Below are 22,805 nucleotides of genomic sequence, written 5' to 3' on the forward strand. Positions count from 1 at the left end.
ATTTTATAGCATATGAACGACCAACTTTCGGATAGAATTAACAATTTAGCGACATCAGCTACATTAGCCATGGCGGCAAAAGCCAGAGAACTTCGCGCAGAAGGAAAAGATATTATTGGATTGAGTTTGGGAGAACCAGACTTTAATACTCCAGATTTTATTAAAGATGCTGCAATTGAAGCCATCAATCAAAACTACAATAGCTACACTCCTGTAGATGGTTATGTAGAATTGAAAGAAGCTATAATTACGAAGTTTAAACGCGATAATAATCTTAGTTACACCTTACCGCAAATTGTGGTTTCAACAGGTGCTAAACAATCTTTAGCGAATATCGCTTCTGTAATGATTAATGCCGGTGATGAAGTTATTTTACCTTGTCCTTACTGGGTAAGTTATAGTGACATTGTTAAGCTAAGTGATGGAGTCCCTGTAGAAGTTACAACTTCTATTGATAACGATTTTAAAATGACAGCAGAACAATTAGAAGCTGCCATTACTCCAAAAACTAAAATGATCTGGTACAGTTCTCCTTGCAACCCAAGTGGATCTGTTTATAGCAAAGAAGAATTAAGAGCTTTAGCAGACGTACTGAAAAAGTATCCTAATATTTACATTGTTTCAGATGAAATATATGAGCACATTAACTTTAAGGGTGGTCATTTTAGCATGGCTGAATTTGAAGATATGTACGATAGAACTATTACTGTTAACGGTGTATCTAAAGCATTCGCTATGACAGGTTGGAGAATTGGTTATATCGGTGCTCCAGATTGGATTGCTAGAGCTTGTAATAAAATGCAAGGTCAAATTACTAGTGGTGCTAATTGTATTGCACAGCGCGCTGTAATTAAGGCTTTAGAAGCAGAGCCTTCTAGCATTAAATACATGGTAGATGAGTTTAAAGAAAGACGTCAACTAATCTTAAGTTTATTAAGCGAAATCGATGGTTTTAAAACGAACGAACCTGAAGGTGCTTTTTACGTATTCCCAAACATTTCTGCTTATTTCGGAAAAACAATAAAAGGAAAAACAATAAATAACGCCTCTGATTTCTCTCTATTTTTACTAGAAGAAGCTTTAGTAGCAACCGTTACTGGTGAAGCATTTGGAAATAAAGACTGTATAAGAATTTCTTATGCCGCATCTCAAGATGAAATTAAAGAAGCTATAAAACGTATTAAAACAGCATTAAGCTAAATACATTTTATTTGTAATAAAAAAAGCTGTAACAATTATTTGTTACAGCTTTTTTTATGGATTAAACTTTGCTCCAAATACAGAACAAGTTTTATTTAAAATAGAATTAAAATAGCAACACATACAAAAACGGATACTTTTAAAACCATAGAAACTCTAAGGCTTTCTCTACTTATTTTCAAAGCTTTTGCACGTTGCCTTACTGCAAAAATCGATCTCCTTTTTGCTTTCTTAAAATTGTATTTAACAACTCGCTTATAATTTGAATTTAACAAGCCTCGTTTTGTAAAATGAGACCTCTTAGTACGCTGCTTTATAGTTCCTAAATCTTGTGCTAATTCTAATTCCATAATTGAGGGATTTTAATATTAATAAATTAATATACAATAAATTTATCGAATTAAAAAATAAAATACACAAATACTGATAATTCATTAATAAAAACACAAAATAATTAACAATACAACTAAGCTAAATTCAACTAGGTTTAAAACCACAATGATGACCTTATTGCATCTGAATAATAGTATAAAAAACAAACCATTACCAAAAATAATAGCATTGAAACAATGACAACTTTTATGAGTTCGGTTTTTCGCTCTTCTCTTAAACGCTTTCCTATTTCTTTTAATTGCTTAGTTGTTGCTTTAGGAAAATTATATTCCGTTTTTACATTCCTATCATAACCACCTAACCTATTCTTAAACCTATCGCGTTTCGGAAGTAGTTTTCTATTATTTTTCATTACCGTATTCATTGTACTTGCAGACATAACATATAGGTTTAAAATTTAAAAAAAATCTAGAAATAAGCCTTTTTTATACGTGAAGCAAAAAGGACGTTTAGCATAAAAGACTTCTTAAAAAGAGGTCAGTTAAAGTTCAAAATATTGATGTAAGAATGATGCTATTAGCATCACGATAAGAAGTTGTAGCTTATAGGATACAGAATTAATCCTATGAAGAAATTATCGTTCATTCTATAATAAATATCCTTATCACCAAAACAAGTTCAGTAATAATTAAATACATAGATATGACGCAAAATGATTTTAAATGTTACAAGATGTATGTAGATCTCTATCAAAACTAAAACAACTAAAAACAGAAAAATACGGGTAGAAATATAGGCTAGCTATACTTTTAAAAAAGTTGAAAATTATTTTTGCTCCTTTATTAAAATTCGAATAAAAAGCACCAAACCTATGGACTTAATAATTAAAATTAGCGGAGTAAATTCTAAGTCATTAAAAAAAAGCATAACAGAACCTGCAATTATAAATGTGGCTGCGACTAATTTAGTTTTATTGACTACCATAACTCAAAATCCATTAGCGATTCCTCCAAAAGAAAGGCGTTAATAATATAAGAACAGTAAACAATTCTAATCGACCAATAAGCATTAAAAATGAAGCCCACCATTTTCCTAAAGCCGGTAAAGCGGAATAGTTATCAACGGGACCAAAATCTCCTAAAGCAGGACCAACGTTTCCTAAACTAGATGCTGAAAGTCCTATTGCAGAAGCAAAATCCATATCAAACATAGAAAACACCAATGCTCCAACAATGAATGACAACATGTAAAGGATAAAGAATCCTAGAACATTAAATACAATATCTTTAGAAACTGATTTCCCATTATAACGTACAGGAATTATAGCATTGGGATGCAATGCACGTTTAAATTCTAAAAAACTGTTTTTAATTAATATTAATTGACGCATTACTTTTACACCACCAGATGTACTCCCTGCAGAACCACCTAAAAACATCATTCCGAAAAAGAAAATAGTTAAAAATGGTGTCCATAATGTATAATCAGCACTCACAAAACCTGTAGTTGTAATGACACTTAACACCTGAAATAAAGCATGTCTCAAAGCACTTTCTGCACGACCAAGAACCATTGGGTGATCTATAGAAGATAATGATATATCTGCTTTAAAATAAATAAGAAGCGCTGCTATAATTGTAAATATAACAATGAATTTAGAATATAATTTAAACTCTTCATCCTCTAAAATTTTAGAAACTTTCCCTTTGAATAAATAATAGCTCAATACAAAATTAGTACCTGCCAAAAACATAAAGAAAATGATAATGTATTGTATCGCCGGATTATCATTCCAATAAGCAACACTCGCATTTTTAGTAGAAAAACCACCTGTAGACAAAGTACTCAAAGCATGGTTAATGGCATCGAAAAAAGACATCCCAGCAATCTGTAATAATATGGTTTCAGCAACTGTATACCCTACATAAATAAGCCATAAACGCTTTGCTGTATCTGTAATTCTTGGATGTAATTTATCTGCACTTGGCCCTGGTGCTTCTGCGGTAAACAGCTGCATCCCTCCTACGCCTAATAATGGTAAAATAGCAATCGCCAAAACGATAATCCCCATTCCACCAATCCAATGTGTCATACTTCTCCAAAACAGAACTCCTTTGGGTATAATCTCTATATCATTTAAAATACTTGCCCCAGTTGTAGTGTAACCAGACATGGTTTCAAAAAAAGCACTCGTAAATGAAGGAATAGCCCCTGTAAGAACATAAGGTAATGTTCCTGTAAGAGACATTACAATCCAACCAAAAGCAACAACGATATACCCTTCGCGCTTATTCATTTCCTTACGGTGATCCTTCGTTCTGTACATTGACACCACTCCGATAAGAAGCGTAACAATACCTGCTAGAAACAATTCTAAAGTAACACCATCTTTATAAATAAGACTGATTAAAGTTGCCGTAAGCATGAAGCCTCCATTAAACAATAATAGGAGTCCAAGAAAATGAAAAATGATTTTATAATTGAGTTTTATACGAGACATAATATCTTTTAAGAGAAAAAACGTTCTACTTCAGAAATGGAACGCGGCAAACAACAAACCACAACACGGTCTCCTGCTTGAATATTAAAACTACCTAATGGAATAGAGCCTTTTCCATCTCTAATAACTCCACCAATAATAGCAGATATAGGAAATTTTAAATCCTTAATAAGCTTATTGGTGATCTTAGATTTTGGTTTGACCACAAATTCTAAAAGCTCAGCATTCATATTGGTTAATTTGGTCATAGCAACCACCTCACCTTTTCTTATATATCTAAAAATATTATTTGCTGCTAATAATTTTTTATTAATTAAAGTATCAATTCCTATCGATTGAGATAATTGATAATAATCCATATTTTCTACCAAAGCAATGGTTTTCTTCACGCCTTTAGACTTTGCTAAAAGACAAGACATAATATTGGTTTCCGAATTACCTGTTACAGCAATAAAAGCATCCATATCAGAGATATTTTCTTCGTCTAATATATCTACATTTCTACCATCGCCGCAAATCACTAAAGCGTTAGGGATATCTTCAGCTAATTCTTCCGCTTTCCCTCGCTTACTCTCAACAAGTTTAACATTGAATTTACTTGAACACAAATCTTTAGCTGTCTTAAAACCAATTTGGCTTCCACCAAGAATCATAACATTCTTAATTATAACCTTAACTTTTCCTGATAATTTAAACAACTCATCATCACCACCTTTAGACGTTACAAAAACAACTTTATCGCCTTCTTTAAAAATAGTATCACCTCTAGGAATGATAGTATATTGTGTTCCTAAACGTTGAATTGCAATAGGAATAAAATTTAATTCAGGATAAATAGCAGCAGCTTCCTTAACGGATTTATCTACAAAGGTTGCAGTTCTAGACAAACGTAAACCTAACATTGTTAGCTCTCCATCTTCAAATTCATAAGTATCATTAAAACCATACTGATTTAATAATAATTCAATTTCCGATGCGGCTAAAGATTCTGGTGAAATTAACTCATCAATTCCAAATTTAGAAAACCCAACAGTCTCTTTATTCTCTATAAACTCTGTATTAGAAATACGAGCAATAGTACGTTTTGCTCCCAATTGCTTAGCTAATACACAAGCTGTAATATTAGTTGTTTCAGAAGAAGTTACTGCAATAAAAAGTGCAGCGGTATCTATACGTGCTTCTTTTAAAATTGAAATAGAAGTAGCATCACCTTTTATAGTTCTAATATCTAAATGCTCACCGGCATAACTTAAGCTATCTTTTTTAGTGTCAATTAAAGTAATTTCTTGAGACTCGTAAGATAGAAGTTTAGCTAAATGAAACCCTACTTCACCCGCACCTGCGATAATAATTTTCATCTGTTTACATTTATTGTTTTTCCAAGGTCACACGCTGTTCTTTATTAATCATATATATGATTAATAAAATTTTGAATAGGCTCGTTTTCTTATATTTATTTGGAATAAGCACAAATATACTTATAACTTACAAGTACTTAAAGTTATTGAAGTATTTAAACTCATTGGCACTAACAAACCTTATATTATATATTTTATGTCAAAGCTAAAATTCTCTTATCTAAAAACAGAAAATTCAACTTTACTTAATTAACCATTTTTATTAATCAATTCCATTTTTTCATTTCTTCTAAAACTTTCAAATGAAAAAAATCATGTATTTTTGCCAAAAATTTTTATGGCTGAGAAAGTAAACCCATACAAGGATAGTGACCAATCTAAAAAGGTACAAGTCACTAAAATGTTCGATACTATTTCTAAAGAATACGATGGTTTAAATCGTGTTATTTCGTTTGGAATAGATATTAAGTGGAGAAATAAAGTGGTAGACTTAGTTGCAGAAACCAAGCCTAAAAACATCTTAGATATCGCTACAGGCACAGGAGATTTAGCCATTAGTTTAACTTCTACAGATGCAGAAGAAATTATTGGTTTAGATATCAGTGATGGTATGCTAGAGGTTGGACGTAAAAAAATTACTTCAAAAAAATTAGATAATATTATTTCGATGGTAATTGGTGATTCTGAAGACTTACCATTCGAAGATAATACCTTTGATGCTATTACCGTAGCTTTTGGAGTTCGAAATTTTGAACATCTAGAAAAAGGTTTAGCAGAAATATTAAGAGTTCTAAAACCTAATGGTATTTTTGTGATTCTTGAAACCTCTGTACCTACAAACCCATTATACAAAGCGGGCTATAATTTTCACACAAAACTAATTATGCCAACCATAGGAAAAATCTTTTCTAAAGATAAAGTGGCCTATAGTTATTTAAGTGAATCTGCATCACTTTTTCCATATGGAGAAGCTTTAAACAATATTTTAAGAAAAATTGGGTTTACTAATGTTATAGACCGTCCACAAACCATGGGAGTGGCTACAATTTACTCAGCATCTAAAGCATAATATGAAGCATATTCTTGTCCTTTTAGTTTTTTTATTCGCATTTCAAAGTTCTTCTGCTCAACTTTTCACTAAAGAAAGAGTAGCAAATCCGGTTGAAAATATTGATCAAAAGCTTTTAACTTGGGGTTATTTTATTGGGTTTAACCAATACGATTTTAACTTTGACTATAATGAAGATTTAAAAGATATCCTTGTTGATGAATCTTCAGGGTTTCATTTAGGTCTTATTGGTGATTTACGTATCAATGACCACTTAAATTTAAGGTTAGAGCCAGGAGTATTCTTTACGACAAGAAACTTAGTTTATGACGAAAGCTACTTTCAGGGTACCGATTATAATGATTCTGATTTGCTTAGAGAAGTAAAATCAACTTATGTTCATATCCCTTTACTTTTAAAAGTATCTACAAAACGTATTAATAATTTTAAACCTTTTATTGTTGGAGGTGTTTCAACAGCTTTAAATTTATCGAGTAATCAAGATAATCCTAACGATAATAGTTCAGGAGAATTTAGAATGATAAAAAACACGTACTTCTACGAAATTGGTTTTGGTATTGATTTCTATTTAGAATATTTTAAATTCACACCTTCTATTCGCGGTATTTTCTCAATGGACAATGAAATTGTTCAGGATGTAGACCCTAATAGTCCATGGACTGGTAATGTTGCAAAAATGCAAACCAGAGGTGTATTTATTAACTTTACATTTCAATAGTTCGTCTACTAAATTCACTTAAAAGTATTGCCGTAGCATTTGCTACATTTAAGCTTTCAGTAGCTTTTACAGCACCAAATTGAGGAATCGTCACTTTTCTATTTACTTTTGCTTCAATAGCTTCTGAAATACCGTTAGCTTCATTTCCTAAAATGATAATACCCTCCGTTGGTAAATTTGCGGTATAGATATTTTCACCTTCTAAAAACGTACCAAAAGTATCTAGTTTACTAGATTGCAAATAATTTACTAAATCTACATATAGTAAATTTACACGTGTTAAAGACCCCATTGTAGCTTGTACAACTTTGCTATTATAACAATCTACAGTATTATGACTACAAACTAAATTTTTAATACCATACCAATCGCAAAGTCTAATAATAGTCCCTAAATTACCTGGATCTCTTACATCATCTAAAGCGACAACCAATCCTTTTTCTTGAGATGATATTGACTCTGGAATTTCGAAAATTGCCAAAGCAGTATTAGGGTTTTTAAGTGCTGTAATTTTTTTTAAATCGGCTTCTGAAATTTCAGAAATTAAATGATTAGGAGCTTCAAAAATAGATTGAGTTGTGTAAAGGTTTTTCAACTTATAATCAGATTTAAGAAATTCTGAAATCCCTTTTATACCTTCAACTATAAATAAACCATTTTGTTGTCTACCTTTTTTTTGACCTAAACTCTTAATTAACTTTATTTGATTCTTTGATAACATTAAAATGTCTTTACATTTGTTAGACGAAACTCTTACGAATACAAAGTAAACCTTTTTTGTTTTAATAGCGTTTCGAAATTAAAGAGACTATGCTATTTCTAACGAATAAATGGTATTATTTTTGTTTCACTAACGTTATTTAAAAAAGATAATACTTTCAAAATTTGCAAAAACTCACTTTAATATCATTTTCTAACAACAAATCTTTGTTTCGCAATACATTGCTTCTGCTATGCGTATTAATGCTAAGCTCTTGTAATGTTGTAAAACGAGTTAAAAATGGTCAGCATCTTATTATCAACAACACTATTCTAGAAGATAGCATTCAGGTTTCTAACGAACGGATTAATAATATTATCATTCAAAAAACAAATTCGGGAATGCGAAAGTTTTTAGGCTTTCCTTTAAAACTTCATATTTACAATCTTGCAAGACCAAATATAGATTCTGTTTTAAATGCTAATATTTTAAGTGACTCTTCAAAAGTAAAACGAAGAATCGCCTTACTTTCTAAAAAGCAATTCTACAAGCAGCTAAAAACACAACGCGATTTTAATGCTTGGTTAAAGCGAACTGGTGAAGCTCCTGTAATTTACAACGAAGACAAAACCATAAAAACAGCAACAAATCTTAGAAAATATTACTATACCAAAGGTTGGTTTAACAATACGGTAAATTATGAAGTAGAAAAAGACAGTAATAAATTAGCTAAAGTGACTTACAATGTTCACAAAAGCAAACCTTATATACTCGATTCTTTAAACCCTATTATTAGCAGTCCTGCCATAGATTCACTCTACACCAAATTTATTGCAGCTTCATTATTAAAAAAGGGAGAACAATTTGATGAACAAAATTATGAAAGCGAACGTGAGCGTATTAATACGTATTTAAGAAACGCTGGTTTTTATTATTTTGCCCAAGACTATATCCGTTATGAAATGGATACAATTAACACCAATAATAAAGTCTACACGGACTTAATTATTGGAAATAGAATAATTAGAGGGGATGATTCTACAACGACTAAGCCTTTTAAAAAATATACCATTAAAGAAGTTAACATATATACAGACGATAATTTCGAAAATCGATTTAACACTATTAAAGACACAACAACTTATAAAAATTTCAACTTATACAGTAAAGAAAAATTACGATTTAGACCAAAAGCACTCACAGATGCTGTTTTTATTAATAAAGGAGATACTTATAGTGACTTAGCAAGAAGCAGAACAGCACGCTATCTTAACGATTTACAAATGTTCAGATATCCTAATATTGATTTTGTAGAAAATGCAACAGACTCTACTCTAACCGCCAACATATTTTTAGAACCTAAAAACAAATACGCTCTAAGTTTTGATTCTGATATTAATCAAAGTAACATTCAATCTATTGGGTTTTCATTTAGTTCTGGATTAAAAATAAGAAACATTTTTAGAGGTGCAGAAACTTTAGAAATAACAGGAATTGCTGCAATTGGAGCCTCTAAAAGTAGAAGCTCTACTGAAACCTCTTTTTTTGATATCAACGAATTTGGTGGTAATATCCGTTTAACAATCCCTAGATTGTTCAGTCCTTTTAATACTGAAAAAATTACTCCTAAGTATATGTCGCCAAGCACAGCGATAAACCTTTCAGCAACCAGTCAGCAAAATATAGGATTAGATAAACAGTCTATATCAGGAGTTTTTAGCTACAATTGGTATCCTTCTAACACGGTTACAAATACATTAGAATTGTTCAATATCAATTTTGTAAAAAACCTGAATACTGATAACTATTTTGGAGTTTATCAGAATTCATTTGGAAGATTAAACGCTATAGCTAGAGCAATTGACTACATAGATGATGACGGCACATTATCAGATAATTCTTTACCTAACGAATATGAACCTGCTGATATTTTTATTTCTGATGTTTTAACAGGAAATACGTCACTAACATCAAGTGATGATGATTATGTTACGATAAACAATATTGAAGAACGAAAAGAACGACTTACAGAAAATAACCTTATTTTTTCTACAAGTTTTGACTATAAAAAAGACCGAAGAAAAAACATATTTGATAACGACTTTTCAGTTTTTAAATGGCGTATTGAACTTGCAGGAAACTTAATGTCTAACATTTCTAATATTGCCGGATTATCTAAAAACGACGATGATAACTACGAAATATTTGGAGTCGCTTTTTCACAATATATTAAAACTGAAATCGATTATATTAAATATATAGATTTAGGTAGACAAAATGTATTTGCATTCCGTAGTTATGCCGGTATTGCAATTCCATACGGAAACTCTAATAATATTCCTTTTGCAGAAAGTTTCTTTGCCGGAGGACCAAATGACAACAGAGCATGGACTGCTTACGACCTTGGCCCAGGAAGTTCTAATAACACTAATGAATTTAACGAAGCAAACTTTAAACTTCATTTAAGTGCTGAGCAACGCTTTAGTTTATTCGGTAATTTTCAGGGAGCTGTTTTTGTAGATGCCGGTAACATCTGGAATGTTCTAGACAACGTTACAGAAGAGGCTTCTACATTAACTAATCTTAGTTCTTTAAAAGATATTGCCATAGGTTCTGGTATTGGCTTACGTTACGATTTTGATTTCTTTGTACTACGTTTTGATGTTGGTTTTAAAACTCACGATCCTTCACAAGATGTCGGAAATCGTTGGTTTAGAGATTATAACTTCGGAAATGCAACTTATAATATAGGGGTTAACTATCCATTTTAAATTCTCCTGAAGCAAAAATCTCCTTAATTCTTTTTTAATTTATTTTTCTAAAAATTAAGAGTAACTAAATCAATTCTATCACTTTAGTTTTCAAACCGATACTAACAAACCGACTACAACGTTTTCGGTATTTTATAACCGATTTGACTATATAAATATTCAAAATTTATGTACTTTTGGTAACACAAATTATCAATTCAATAATTATGAGTCATAATATCAAACCTGGCGTTGCCACAGGAAAAGAAGTTCAAAATATTTTCAACCACGCTAAAGAAAAAGGTTATGCTTTACCCGCTGTAAATGTAACGGGGTCTAACACAATTAACGCGGTATTAGAAACAGCTAAATCATTAAATGCACCTGTTATTATTCAATTCTCAAACGGAGGAGCACAATTTAATGCAGGAAAAAGCTTAAGTAATGAAGGTCAAAAAGCAGCTATTGCAGGTTCTGTAGCAGGTGCTAAGCACATTCACCTTATGGCTGAAGCTTACGGAGTGCCAGTAATTTTACACACAGATCATTGTGCTAAAAAATTATTACCTTGGATTGACGGTTTATTAGATGCTAGTGAACAGTTTTTTAAAGAAACTGGTAAGCCTTTATACAGTTCTCATATGATTGATTTATCTGAAGAACCAATCGAAGAAAACATTGCAACTTGTAAAAAATATCTTGAGCGTATGAGCAAAATGGGTATGACACTAGAAATTGAGTTAGGGATTACAGGTGGTGAAGAAGATGGTGTAGATAATTCTGATGTAGATGATTCTAAATTATACACGCAACCAGAAGAAGTAGCTTACGCTTACGAAGAATTAAGTAAAGTTAGTGATCAATTTACTATTGCAGCTGCTTTTGGTAATGTTCACGGTGTTTACAAACCAGGAAACGTTAAGTTAACGCCAAAAATATTAAGAAACTCTCAAGACTTTTTATCTAAAAAACATAATTTACCACACAATCATATTGATTTTGTATTCCACGGTGGATCAGGTTCTACGACAGAAGAAATCAAAGAAGCAATTACTTACGGTGTAATTAAAATGAATATTGATACTGATATGCAATATGCATTTTTAACTGGTGTTAGAGATTACATTCAAGACAATAAAGACTTCTTACAAAGTCAGATTGGTAACCCAGAAGGTACTGAAGTTCCTAACAAAAAATACTACGATCCACGTGTTTGGTTACGTAAAGGAGAAGACGCTTTTGTTGCTAGATTGAAAAAAGCTTTTGAAGATTTAAACAATGTTAACACACTTTAGTTAGCATAATTATAATACTTTTTTAAACCCGTTAAAACTTAAAATCAGAGTTTTAACGGGTTTTTATTGCCACAAATCTCTGCTTTTTAGAGATACCTACTTCTATTTTTGAGTTATATTTAATAAAATAGTAATTTTGCACACTTAGTTTAGTAACTAACTACTAAATCAAATTACAGATTTAAGATTGATAAAATCTAAAATCATAAACCTGTCTTAAGCGTCGCTTAGGATTAAAAAAATCGTAAATTAATATGGCTTGGTTTAAGAGAAAAGAAAAAGGTATTCATACCTCAACTGAAGAAAAGAAAGATACACCTAAAGGCCTTTGGTATAAATCTCCTACAGGAAAAATTATAGATACTAAAGAATTAGAACAAAATTTCTATGTGAGTCCAGAAGACGGTTATCATGTTAGAATTGGAAGTAATGAATATTTTCAAATTCTATTTGATGACAATAAGTACACAGAGTTAGATGCAAATTTAACGTCTAAGGACCCACTAAAGTTTGAAGACACAAAAAAATATCCAGACCGTTTAAAAGCAGCTCAAGAAAAAACAAATCTTAAAGATGCTGTACGCACAGGAGTTGGAAAATCTAACGGACAAGACTTGGTTATAGCATGCATGGATTTTGCTTTTATTGGCGGTTCTATGGGAAGTGTTGTAGGTGAAAAAATTGCTAGAGCAGCTGCTTATGCTTTAAAAAACGAAACACCTTTAATGATTATTAGTAAATCTGGTGGTGCACGTATGATGGAAGCAGCACTTTCGTTAATGCAATTAGCTAAAACCTCAGTTAAATTAGCACAACTTGCAGATGCAGGGATCCCTTATATCTCTCTATGTACAGATCCAACAACAGGCGGTACCACGGCATCATTTGCAATGCTTGGAGATATTAATATTGCTGAACCTGGTGCTTTAATAGGCTTTGCGGGCCCAAGAATTGTAAGAGATACAACAGGTAAAGAATTACCTGAAGGTTTTCAAACTTCAGAATTTTTATTAGAACATGGCTTCTTAGACTTTATTACACATCGTAGAGATCTTAAGAAGCAGGTTAACTTGTATATCGATTTAATTAAAAATCAACCCGTACGAGCTTAATATAATATAACAAAGAAAAGAGCCTTTCAAAATAAATTTTGAAAGGCTCTTTTTAATTTGTAACGCACCTAAATTATTAATGCTCTTTTTTAAATAAAAAAACACCTCCTTCTATCAGCACCACACGTAACCACTATTTTTCTAATTAAAGGTTCAATCTAATTAATTAGCATCTTTATGATAGCCAGACGAACAACATACAAAATATCGTAAATAGGAGATAAACGTCTAAGGAGATAAAACACTTTCACATCTATAACTTTAATAAATATTAATTAGCAGAAAATTATAAGCTATTAGAGAAATCTTAATGATGTGATTAATTATAGAATTAAGACTATCAAAAAGTTACTGAAAAAATCTCAAATCACAAAAAAGTAGTATATTTGCAGTTCGAAAGAAATGCTTTCGTGTACATAAAAATCATTTACAAAAATATTAGCATGTATTTAAATCAAAAAGGAAAAGAAGAACTTTTCACAAAGCACGGTAAAAACGCAAAAGATACTGGTTCTGCAGAAGGACAGATTGCATTGTTTACAGCAAGAATTAATCACTTAACTGAACACTTAAAAAAGAATCGTAAAGATTATAATACTGAGCGTTCGTTAGTAAAATTAGTTGGTAAACGCCGTTCTTTATTAGATTACTTAACTAAGAAAGATGTCTTAAGATATCGTGCGATAGTTAAAGAATTAGGATTAAGAAAATAATCTCAATAAGAAAGCCACGCATTTAGCGTGGCTTTTTATTTTTTATATAACTCAAACGTAAGAGTTTAACAATCGTAAAAAAATAGCATAAAAACTCTAAAACGATTTTAGAGTTGCGGTTTTTCATTGGTCAACAACAGCAACAACTACACAACAACACAACGACCTTTGTTTAATTAGAATTAAAAAAAATATGAAACCACAAGTTTTTAAAGAGGTTATAGACCTTGGAGATGGTAGAGAAATTTCTATCGAAACTGGAAAATTAGCAAAACAAGCTCACGGTAGCGTTGTTGTGCAATCAGGAAAATGTATGTTATTATGTACAGTTGTTTCCAATTACAAACAAGCAGATGTTGACTTTTTACCTTTAACGGTAGATTACAGAGAAAAATTTGCTGCAGCTGGTCGTTACCCTGGAGGATTCTTTAAAAGAGAAGCAAGACCAAGTGACGGTGAAGTTTTAACAATGCGTTTAGTAGACCGTGTTTTACGTCCATTATTCCCAAAAGATTATCACGCAGAAACGCAAGTGATGATTCAATTAATGTCTCATGACGAGAACGTTATGCCTGAAGCTATGGCTGGTTTAGCGGCGAGTGCTGCTATACAATTATCAGATTTCCCTTTTGAATGTCCAATCTCTGAAGCTAGAGTTGCGCGTGTAAATGGAGAATTCGTTATCAATCCAACTCGTGCACAATTAGCAGAATCTGATCTTGAAATGATGATTGGAGCTTCAGCGGATTCAGTAATGATGGTTGAAGGTGAAATGGATGAGATTTCTGAGGAAGAGATGGCAGATGCTATCAAATTTGCTCATGAAGCAATTAAAGTTCAAATTGCTGCTCAAATACGTTTAGCAGAAGCTTTTGGTAAAAAAGAAACTCGTGAATACACGACTGCTGAAGTAAACGAAGATTTACAAAAAAGAATACACGAATTAGCTTACGATAAATGTTACGCTATTGCTAAGAAGGGAACTTCTAAAGTAGAGCGTACTAATGCATTTGCTGAAGTAAAAGAAGAAGTTAAAGCTTCATTTACTGAAGAAGAAATGGCAGAATTTGGTCATTTAGTTGGTGGTTATTATAGCAAAGCTGAAAAAGAAGCGGTTCGTGAATTAACATTAAGCGAAGGTTTACGTTTAGACGGAAGAAAGACTGATGAAATTAGACCAATTTGGTGTGAGGTAGATTACTTACCTTCTACGCATGGTTCTTCAATCTTTTCTCGTGGAGAAACTCAAGCTTTAGCAACAGTAACTTTAGGAACTTCTAGAGATGCTAACAAAATAGATATGCCATCTTACGAAGGTGAGGAGAATTTCTATTTACATTATAACTTCCCTCCTTTTTGTACAGGTGAAGCTAGACCATTAAGAGGAACATCTCGTAGAGAAGTTGGTCATGGTAACTTAGCACAACGTGCATTAAAAGGAATGATTCCTGCAGATTGTCCTTACACAGTACGTGTCGTATCTGAAGTCTTAGAATCTAACGGTTCTTCTTCTATGGCAACAGTTTGTGCTGGTACAATGGCAATGATGGATGCTGGTGTTAAAATGAAAAGACCTGTTTCTGGTATCGCAATGGGATTAATTTCTGATGGTGATCGTTATGCTGTATTATCTGATATTTTAGGTGATGAAGATCACTTAGGAGATATGGATTTTAAAGTAACGGGTACTACTGAAGGTATTACCGCTTGCCAAATGGATATTAAAATTAAAGGATTAAGCTACGAAATTTTAGTGAATGCACTAAAACAAGCTCGTGCTGGTCGTTTACATATCTTAGGTAAAATTACAGATACAATTGCTGCTCCTGCAGAAAGCGTTAAAGATCACGCGCCTACTATGGTTACGCGTCGTGTACCTAACGAATTTATTGGTGCTTTAATTGGACCTGGAGGAAAAGTAATTCAAGAAATGCAAAAAGAAACTGAGACAACTATCGTTATTAACGAAGATCCAGTGACTGAAGAAGGTATTGTTGAAATATTAGGTGTTGGAAGTAAAGGTATTGATGCTGTTATGGCAAAAATAGATTCTTTATTATTCAAGCCAACTGTTGGTAGCGTTTACGAAGTAAAAGTTATTAAAATGTTAGATTTCGGTGCCGTTGTAGAATATATGGATGCACCAGGAAACGAAGTTTTATTACATGTATCTGAATTGGCTTGGGAACGTACTGAAAATGTAAGTGACGTTGTTAATATGGGTGACGTTTTTGATGTGAAGTATTTTGGACAAGATCCAAGAACTCGTAAAGAAAAAGTATCTCGTAAAGCAATTTTACCAAAACCTGAAGGTTATGTAGCAAGACCACCAAGAGATGATAAACGTTCTGGTGGACGTGATAACAACAGAGGAAGAGATAATCGCGGACGTGATAACAGACGTGATGATCGTAAACCTAGAGAAGACAAGAAAGAAGATTAATTCTAATTTCGATTGTTAATATTATAACCCTAAATGGAAATTCCATTTAGGGTTTATTTTTGCTCTAAAACCAATACAAACAACTGAATTACAAATATAAAACTCTTATTATAATACCTAAATGAGTTTTTAAAAAAACAGCTCAATATGTTAAATAAAATTAAAATTAAGTCTGAAATGTAATCCTTAACGTACATCTTATATCAATTAATCCAACGAATTAATAATTTATATGAGATCGAAAGAAATACCTTCAACAAACTTATCTAGAACAAAAAAGTTTACTAATAAATTTCTCAACAGTGAACCAAAAACTCAGAATTTTCATAATAAAATTGTATTATTTAGTACCTTCTTATTAATAAGTATGGGTATTTATTTCTTTTATGTCTTTTTTAATGATTTTGAAAAATTCAATGCTAATCAAAGAAGTTCAACTTTAGGGTATATTTTTATGACCATTGCACTTGGGTTATTTATCTACAAAGGACTTTTTTTTACCTATACAATATACAACTACATAAAATACAAACCTGTAGCATCAGTTTCGGATAAAGAATTACCAACAGTTACCATTATTGTACCTGCATATAATGAAGGGAAACAAGTTTGGGATACCTTAATGAGTTTAGCAGAAAGTAACTACCCTAAAAATAAAATGCAAATATTATCAATTGATGATGGTAGTAAAGATGATACTTGGGATTGGATGCTAGATGCTAAGAATAAATTAGGTGATCGTTTAGATATCTTTCAACAACCAGAAAATAAAGGAAAACGTCATGCACTATATAGAGGATTTAATATTGGAAATGGAGAGGTATTTATAACTGTAGACAGTGATTCTATTGTAACTGAAGATACACTTAGAAATTTAGTAAGTCCGTTTACCAAAGATGAAAAATGTGGAGCCGTTGCCGGTAACATTAGAGTCTTAAATAATAAGAAAGAAATGCTTCCAAAGATGTTGGATGTGAGTTTTGTAATGAGTTTTGAATTTGTTCGTTCTGCAGAAAGCAACTTAAACTCTGTTTTATGTACTCCAGGAGCATTAGCAGCTTACAGAAGATCAGCGGTATTTAATTGCTTACCTGAGTGGATTAATCAAACCTTTATGGGGCAACCTTCAGATATTGGTGAAGATAGAGCAATGACAAATATGATTTTAAAACAAGGAAAGCATGTCTTGTTTCAAAAAGACGCTGTAGCCTACACTAATGTACCTGAAGAATATTTAGGCCTATATAAAATGTTTATTAGATGGGGAAGAAGTAATGTGAGAGAAAATATTTCAATGGCTAAATATGTTTTTACCAACTTTAGAGAGGGTAGTAAATTTGGCAGCCGTATACTTTTTATTAGTCAAGCTTCAAGAATTATAATGAGTTATCCTTTTGTGATATTTATGATGTTCTTTGTATTAACACATCCCTTATTATTTTTAGGATCTACATTATTAAGTATTTTGGTGTTTTCTACATTTTCTGCACTTTTCTTTGGTTATCGTTATGAGATAAAAGAATCGATTTGGGCTTATACTTACAGTATTGTTTTCACCTTTGCCCTATTTTGGATCACACCATACTCAATTGCAACAGCAAGTAGAAGAGGTTGGTTAACGCGTGAAATAGCAGTAGAAAAATAAATTACTTCATAAAACTTATATTTATAAGCCTATAAAAATCTAGAATTTTTATAGGCTTGTTTTTTATAACTTCCTTTTTGTCACCGACACACTGTCACTTTTAAGACAATCTCTTTTTTACTAATTATGAGATTTTGAACAATTCATCATTATAAGTTAAAAAACCACAACAATAGTTATAAAATCCTTAGGATATCAAAAATCTTTAAATGATAATTTCATTTTGGCACTATCGCACAGTAATTGCGGCTATTAACACAACTGACATTACTGTCAGTTAATATATAAAACAAATTATGAGAGTATTAGTAATCGGAGCCGGGAATATGGGCTTAACATATTCAGAAGGTATGGCAGCATCGCCATTACTTAGCAGACACAAACTTAGAATATATGATACCGATCCACAAAAAATAGAAAGCTTGAACAAAGATTCAAGATTCAACGTATTTGACAATTTAGAAGATTGCTTACCAAAAGCAGACCTTGTATTTATAGCTGTAAAACCATATCACAGCGAAGATTTATTTAAAGTAATGAAACCGATGATTAACGATAGTCAAATATTTGTATCGTTAATGGCTGGTGTTACCATAAATACGATTCAGAAAGGATTAAGTATTAAAAAAGTAATAAGAACAATGCCTAATTTACCTGCCCAAGTTGGTAAAGGAATCACCTCTTATACAGAATCAAAAGAGGTATCTAAGGTAGAACTTATTATGGTAAGAAATCTATTAGATACCACAGGAACTTCAATACATGTAAATACTGAAAAATTTATTGATGCCTCTACAGGAATTTCGGGGAGTGGACCTGCTTATGTATTTTATTTTATGCAATCCATGTTAGAAGCGGCTTTAAAAATGGGCTTTTCTGATGATGATTCTAAAAAATTGGTGAGCAGCACGTTTGAAGGGGCTATTGAACTCTTCAATCAAAATAACATTTCACCAAAATCATGGATAGATAAAGTAGCCTCTAAAGGAGGAACCACACAAGCTGCCATAGATTCTATGGACGACAACAATGTAAAGCAACTGATAGAAGATGCTGCTTATGCAGCATTTGATCGCGCTGTAGAATTAGGAAAAGAATAATAAAACAAATTGAAAATTAATTAGGTGAAGATAATAACCTATTAAAAAATATAATTATTACACTTCAGAATTTTATTCTGATACATAATACAAAACAATGAATGACGATTTAAAACGGGTGGTTGTAAAAGTAGGAACCAACGTATTAACAAATAAAGACAATAGAATTTTAGGACCAGTACTTCGTGAATTGGTGAGGCAAATCGCGGTACTAAATGAAGAAGATATCAAGGTGATTCTTGTATCTTCTGGATCGGCAATGGCTGGTATGGAAATACTAGGCAAAACAAACATTAAAGACAAGTCGATAAGAAGGCAAGTATATTCGGCGGTGGGGCAACCAAGAATGATGAGACACTATTACAGTTTGTTTCATGATTACGGCATGAGATGTGCACAAGTATTAGCCACCAAACGAGATTTTGACATCGGAAAGCATCGTGAAAACATGATTAATTGTTACGAGGGTTTACTTGAAGAAGGCGTCACTCCTATCGCAAACGAAGATGATGCGGTTTCACTGACCATGTCAATGTTTTCAGATAATGATGAATTAGCAAGCTTAATAGCAGAGCTTGTAGATGCAGACCGTTTAATTATATTATCAGATACCGACGGCCTTTATAACGGGCATCCAGATGATGATGATTCAAAACTTTTAAACACTGTAGTCACAAATCAAAACGTAGAGAAATATGTTCAAGATTCTGATAAAAAAGAAGGTGAAGGTCGCGGTGGTATGGCGTCTAAATTAAAGATAGCCAAAGGAACTGCGAACAAAAACATCCCTACTTACATTGCTAATGGAAAAAAAGCGAATGTAATTGTAGATATTATTAATGATAAGGAAGTAGGAACTAAATTTATTTGTGCCTAAATACACTTCGAATTAAAACACAATAACATGAAACTTTTAAATACAGATATAAAAAATAACGTCTTAAAATCTATGCTTCAGATTTTAGAACGGGAACGAAAAACAATCATAGAAGCCAATAAGAAAGATCTAGATGCATTTGAAAGAGAAGACCAAGCGCTTTACGATCGTTTAATTGTTAACGATAAAAAGGTAGACGAAATGATGGCTGCTGTTAAAGCCGTAATGCTTCAAGAAGATCCTGTTGGAAAAGAAATCACTAACAGAACCTTAGATAACAAATTAAACATTGTAAATACTACAGCACCATTTGGTACAATTCTTATTATATATGAATCACGACCAGATGTTACTATTGAAGCCGCTGTTTTAGCATTTAAAGCCAACAATAAAATTTTATTAAAAGGTGGAAAAGAAGCTTTAAATAGCAATCTTGCTCTAGAAAAATGTTGGCACGAAGCTTTAGAACAAAACGAATTATCTAAAGACTGGATAAAGCTGTTGCATTTAAAACGTGAAGAAACGCAAGAATTCCTAAAAAACCCAACGGAACCTTTAGATTTAATTGTACCACGAGGCGGAGAACGTTTAATCAATTTCGTAAAAACGCATGCAACATGTGCCGTTTTAATAAGTGGTCGTGGCAACAACTTTTTGTATGTTTCCGAACAAGCAGATTGGAGCAAAGCAGTTAATGTAATCATTAATGCTAAAACAGATAAGATTTCGGGATGTAATGCTTTAGACAAAGTGTTGATCAATAAAAATTTACCCGATTACGAAACAAAAGTAAAAATGCTTCAACAAAAATTAGAACAATATAAAGTTGAAGTGCTTGTAGATAAGAAAATAGCTCGAATTTTAACAGACAAGGAGATAGTTACAAATGAAGATGTTTGGCATGAAGAGTTTTTAGCCTTAAAAATACTTATTGGTGAGGTAGAATCTTTAGATGAAGCAATTAGTGCTATTAATAAATATTCAGGAAAACATTCTGCTGCAATTATTACAGAAGATAAAACTGAAGCCTTAAACTTTATGCATAATGTAGATAGCGCTGCTGTTTACCATAACGCCTCTACCCGCTTTACAGATGGAGGACAAATGGGCGTTGGAGCAGAATTAGCTATTAGTACAGATAAACTTCACCACCGGGGTCCTTTAGGTTTAAATCAATTGGTAACCAATAAATATTATGTCTATGGAGATGGACAAGTTAGAGTTTAAAAGACGAATCAAATAGCTTACAAAAAGCATCTATACTGTAGCAAACCAAAGCTGATTTTTCACTCAGTTTTGGTTTGCTTTTTTTAGGCTAAAACCATAGCCAAAAACCTACAATAAAACACAACAACTAATAGATTATCAAATACTTAATATCAAAAATAGAATCATAACTCATATCGATTAATTTGGATTATACATAAATTTTCCTTATACTATAAGCTATGATTATACAAGACAAAATTAAATACACCGACGAATTAAGCAACTCAATAACTTATCTTGAAAATTTAGGGTATTCAAATATTAAGGCCGATTTAGAAGGCTATGAATCTCCAAAATCTTATCACAAAAAAGGAAGTGAAATAAGCGTTACTCCAGATATAGTTGCCGAAAAAGAGGGTCGAAAACATATTTTTGATTTAAGTTTAAAATCAGAAAAACCAAGATGGTTATTTCTAAGTACCTTAAGTAAAATAAAATCTTACAGATTTCGCTTAATAACCACAAGAGGACATTATAAATTCTCTAATGAAACTATTGATGCTATAAACCTTGACAATATAAAACTTTTAAAGATTTAAAAGTTTTTCATATAATTGTGTAACATTTAATTGCTTTTGTACGTATAATAAGAGCAACATGTTGTTGTAGTTAAATTGCACAAATCATAAAATCACATGAGACAGCTTAAAATTACCAAGCAGGTAACTAATAGGGAAACGGCATCCTTAGATAAATATTTACAAGAAATTGGTAAAGTAGATCTTATTACAGCTGATGAAGAAGTAGAATTAGCTCAGCGTATTAAAGCCGGAGATCAAATTGCTTTAGAAAAATTAACTAAAGCAAACTTACGTTTTGTGGTATCTGTTGCTAAGCAATACCAAAATCAAGGTTTAACATTACCAGATTTAATTAATGAAGGTAATTTAGGGTTAATCAAAGCAGCGCAACGTTTTGATGAAACACGTGGTTTTAAATTTATCTCTTATGCGGTTTGGTGGATTCGTCAATCGATTCTACAAGCATTAGCAGAACAATCTCGTATTGTACGTTTACCATTAAACAAAATTGGTTCTATTAATAAAATTAATAAGACGTTTGCTTTTTTAGAGCAAAGTCACGAGCGTCCTCCTTCTCCTGAGGAAATCGCTAAGGAATTAGACATGACGATTAACGATGTTAAAGAGTCTATGAAAAATTCTGGTCGTCACGTCAGTATGGATGCACCTTTAGTTGAAGGTGAAGATTCTAACTTATATGATGTATTGCGAAGTGGAGAATCACCAAATCCTGATAGAGATTTATTACATGATTCTTTACGTACTGAAATTGAACGCGCTTTAGAAACGTTAACACCTCGTGAAGCAGATGTCATTCGTTTATATTTTGGTTTAGGAAACCAACACCCAATGACTTTAGAAGAAATTGGAGAAACTTTCGATTTAACTCGTGAACGTGTAAGACAAATTAAAGAAAAAGCAATCAGACGTTTAAAACATACGTCTAGAAGTAAAATATTAAAAACATATTTAGGCTAGTCACAATTTTTACGTAATGACATAAAAATATGTAAGCATAACGTAAACAACACGACTAACCCAACTAAGGTAACAACAGTTACAACATAACTGTTCGTTTTTTGATTGATGAAAGAACCCACGGCTGATTACCGTGGGTTCACTTTTTTTAATACCTTCCACCCCCTCACCTACCTCACCAAATCACCACCCCACCATATCACCACCTCACCATATCACCACCT

Annotated in this window: 20 protein-coding genes; 15 read left to right on the plus strand and 5 right to left on the minus strand. The window is 32.1% G+C overall.

Annotated elements, in window-relative coordinates; genetic code table 11:
- Positions 1-12 precede the first annotated feature (12 nt).
- Complete coding sequence (locus H0I32_RS04970) at positions 13-1,200, plus strand: pyridoxal phosphate-dependent aminotransferase (protein ID WP_179312823.1); 1,188 nt, start codon at positions 13-15, stop codon at positions 1,198-1,200.
- A gap of 95 nt (positions 1,201-1,295) precedes the next feature.
- Here H0I32_RS04970 and H0I32_RS04975 read toward each other — a convergent pair whose 3' ends face one another.
- Complete coding sequence (locus H0I32_RS04975; RefSeq protein ID WP_179312822.1) at positions 1,296-1,550, minus strand: hypothetical protein; 255 nt, start codon at positions 1,548-1,550, stop codon at positions 1,296-1,298.
- Positions 1,551-1,687: 137 nt separating this feature from the next.
- Positions 1,688-1,972: a hypothetical protein gene (locus H0I32_RS04980; protein WP_179312821.1), complete on the minus strand. Its 285-nt coding sequence runs from the start codon at positions 1,970-1,972 to the stop codon at positions 1,688-1,690.
- A gap of 432 nt (positions 1,973-2,404) precedes the next feature.
- Between H0I32_RS04980 and H0I32_RS04985 the strand changes: the two genes are divergently transcribed.
- A complete protein-coding gene (locus H0I32_RS04985; protein ID WP_179312820.1) occupies positions 2,405-2,560 on the plus strand; it encodes a hypothetical protein in 156 nt (51 codons plus the stop codon).
- On the opposite strand, the gene H0I32_RS04990 is transcribed toward H0I32_RS04985, so the two are convergent.
- Both H0I32_RS04990 and trkA read right to left on the minus strand, forming a co-directional pair.
- On the minus strand, positions 2,531-4,033 hold the full coding sequence (locus H0I32_RS04990; RefSeq protein WP_179312819.1) for a TrkH family potassium uptake protein: 1,503 nt from the start codon (positions 4,031-4,033) through the stop codon (positions 2,531-2,533). The genes H0I32_RS04985 and H0I32_RS04990 overlap by 30 nt on opposite strands.
- 8 nt (positions 4,034-4,041) lie before the next feature.
- Positions 4,042-5,391, minus strand: a complete 1,350-nt coding sequence (gene trkA / locus H0I32_RS04995; RefSeq protein ID WP_173587245.1) for a Trk system potassium transporter TrkA — start codon at positions 5,389-5,391, stop codon at positions 4,042-4,044.
- A gap of 337 nt (positions 5,392-5,728) precedes the next feature.
- Here trkA and ubiE point away from each other — a divergent pair, with 337 nt between their 5' ends.
- Positions 5,729-6,460, plus strand: coding sequence for a bifunctional demethylmenaquinone methyltransferase/2-methoxy-6-polyprenyl-1,4-benzoquinol methylase UbiE (gene ubiE / locus H0I32_RS05000; protein WP_173587409.1), 732 nt, complete (start codon positions 5,729-5,731; stop codon positions 6,458-6,460).
- 1 nt (position 6,461) lies between these two features.
- Positions 6,462-7,178: a porin family protein gene (locus H0I32_RS05005; protein ID WP_173587244.1), complete on the plus strand. Its 717-nt coding sequence runs from the start codon at positions 6,462-6,464 to the stop codon at positions 7,176-7,178.
- On the opposite strand, the gene H0I32_RS05010 is transcribed toward H0I32_RS05005, so the two are convergent.
- Positions 7,165-7,899, minus strand: coding sequence for a TrmH family RNA methyltransferase (locus H0I32_RS05010; protein ID WP_179312818.1), 735 nt, complete (start codon positions 7,897-7,899; stop codon positions 7,165-7,167). The two genes, H0I32_RS05005 and H0I32_RS05010, sit on opposite strands and share 14 nt — an antisense overlap.
- A 380-nt stretch (positions 7,900-8,279) precedes the next feature.
- Between H0I32_RS05010 and H0I32_RS05015 the strand changes: the two genes are divergently transcribed.
- The 11 genes from H0I32_RS05015 (at position 8,280) to H0I32_RS05065 (ending at position 22,581) form a co-directional block, all read left to right on the plus strand.
- Positions 8,280-10,649: a BamA/TamA family outer membrane protein gene (locus H0I32_RS05015; RefSeq protein ID WP_246293564.1), complete on the plus strand. Its 2,370-nt coding sequence runs from the start codon at positions 8,280-8,282 to the stop codon at positions 10,647-10,649.
- A 206-nt stretch (positions 10,650-10,855) separates the two neighbouring features.
- Entirely contained in the window at positions 10,856-11,923 is a 1,068-nt protein-coding gene (gene fbaA / locus H0I32_RS05020; protein ID WP_173587242.1) for a class II fructose-bisphosphate aldolase, read from the plus strand.
- 254 nt (positions 11,924-12,177) lie between these two features.
- Entirely contained in the window at positions 12,178-13,035 is an 858-nt protein-coding gene (accD, locus tag H0I32_RS05025; RefSeq protein WP_173587241.1) for an acetyl-CoA carboxylase, carboxyltransferase subunit beta, read from the plus strand.
- A gap of 443 nt (positions 13,036-13,478) precedes the next feature.
- Positions 13,479-13,748, plus strand: a complete 270-nt coding sequence (gene rpsO, locus H0I32_RS05030) for a 30S ribosomal protein S15 (protein WP_173587240.1) — start codon at positions 13,479-13,481, stop codon at positions 13,746-13,748.
- Positions 13,749-13,941: 193 nt separating this feature from the next.
- Positions 13,942-16,191, plus strand: a complete 2,250-nt coding sequence (locus H0I32_RS05035; RefSeq protein ID WP_173587239.1) for a polyribonucleotide nucleotidyltransferase — start codon at positions 13,942-13,944, stop codon at positions 16,189-16,191.
- A 232-nt stretch (positions 16,192-16,423) separates the two neighbouring features.
- Positions 16,424-17,836 (plus strand): glycosyltransferase, encoded by a 1,413-nt coding sequence (locus tag H0I32_RS05040; protein WP_179312817.1) that lies wholly within the window; start codon positions 16,424-16,426, stop codon positions 17,834-17,836.
- 296 nt (positions 17,837-18,132) lie between these two features.
- Positions 18,133-18,936: a pyrroline-5-carboxylate reductase gene (gene proC, locus H0I32_RS05045; RefSeq protein ID WP_179312816.1), complete on the plus strand. Its 804-nt coding sequence runs from the start codon at positions 18,133-18,135 to the stop codon at positions 18,934-18,936.
- Between the two features lie 97 nt (positions 18,937-19,033).
- A complete protein-coding gene (proB, locus tag H0I32_RS05050; protein WP_179312815.1) occupies positions 19,034-19,813 on the plus strand; it encodes a glutamate 5-kinase in 780 nt (259 codons plus the stop codon).
- A gap of 27 nt (positions 19,814-19,840) precedes the next feature.
- Complete coding sequence (locus H0I32_RS05055; RefSeq protein ID WP_173587235.1) at positions 19,841-21,040, plus strand: glutamate-5-semialdehyde dehydrogenase; 1,200 nt, start codon at positions 19,841-19,843, stop codon at positions 21,038-21,040.
- A 221-nt stretch (positions 21,041-21,261) separates the two neighbouring features.
- Positions 21,262-21,621 (plus strand): hypothetical protein, encoded by a 360-nt coding sequence (locus tag H0I32_RS05060; protein ID WP_179312814.1) that lies wholly within the window; start codon positions 21,262-21,264, stop codon positions 21,619-21,621.
- Between the two features lie 96 nt (positions 21,622-21,717).
- Positions 21,718-22,581, plus strand: a complete 864-nt coding sequence (locus H0I32_RS05065; RefSeq protein ID WP_173587233.1) for an RNA polymerase sigma factor RpoD/SigA — start codon at positions 21,718-21,720, stop codon at positions 22,579-22,581.
- Positions 22,582-22,805: the final 224 nt, after the last annotated feature.

This window comes from Winogradskyella sp. HaHa_3_26, from assembly GCF_019278425.1.
In the GTDB taxonomy this organism is placed as follows: domain Bacteria; phylum Bacteroidota; class Bacteroidia; order Flavobacteriales; family Flavobacteriaceae; genus Winogradskyella; species Winogradskyella undariae.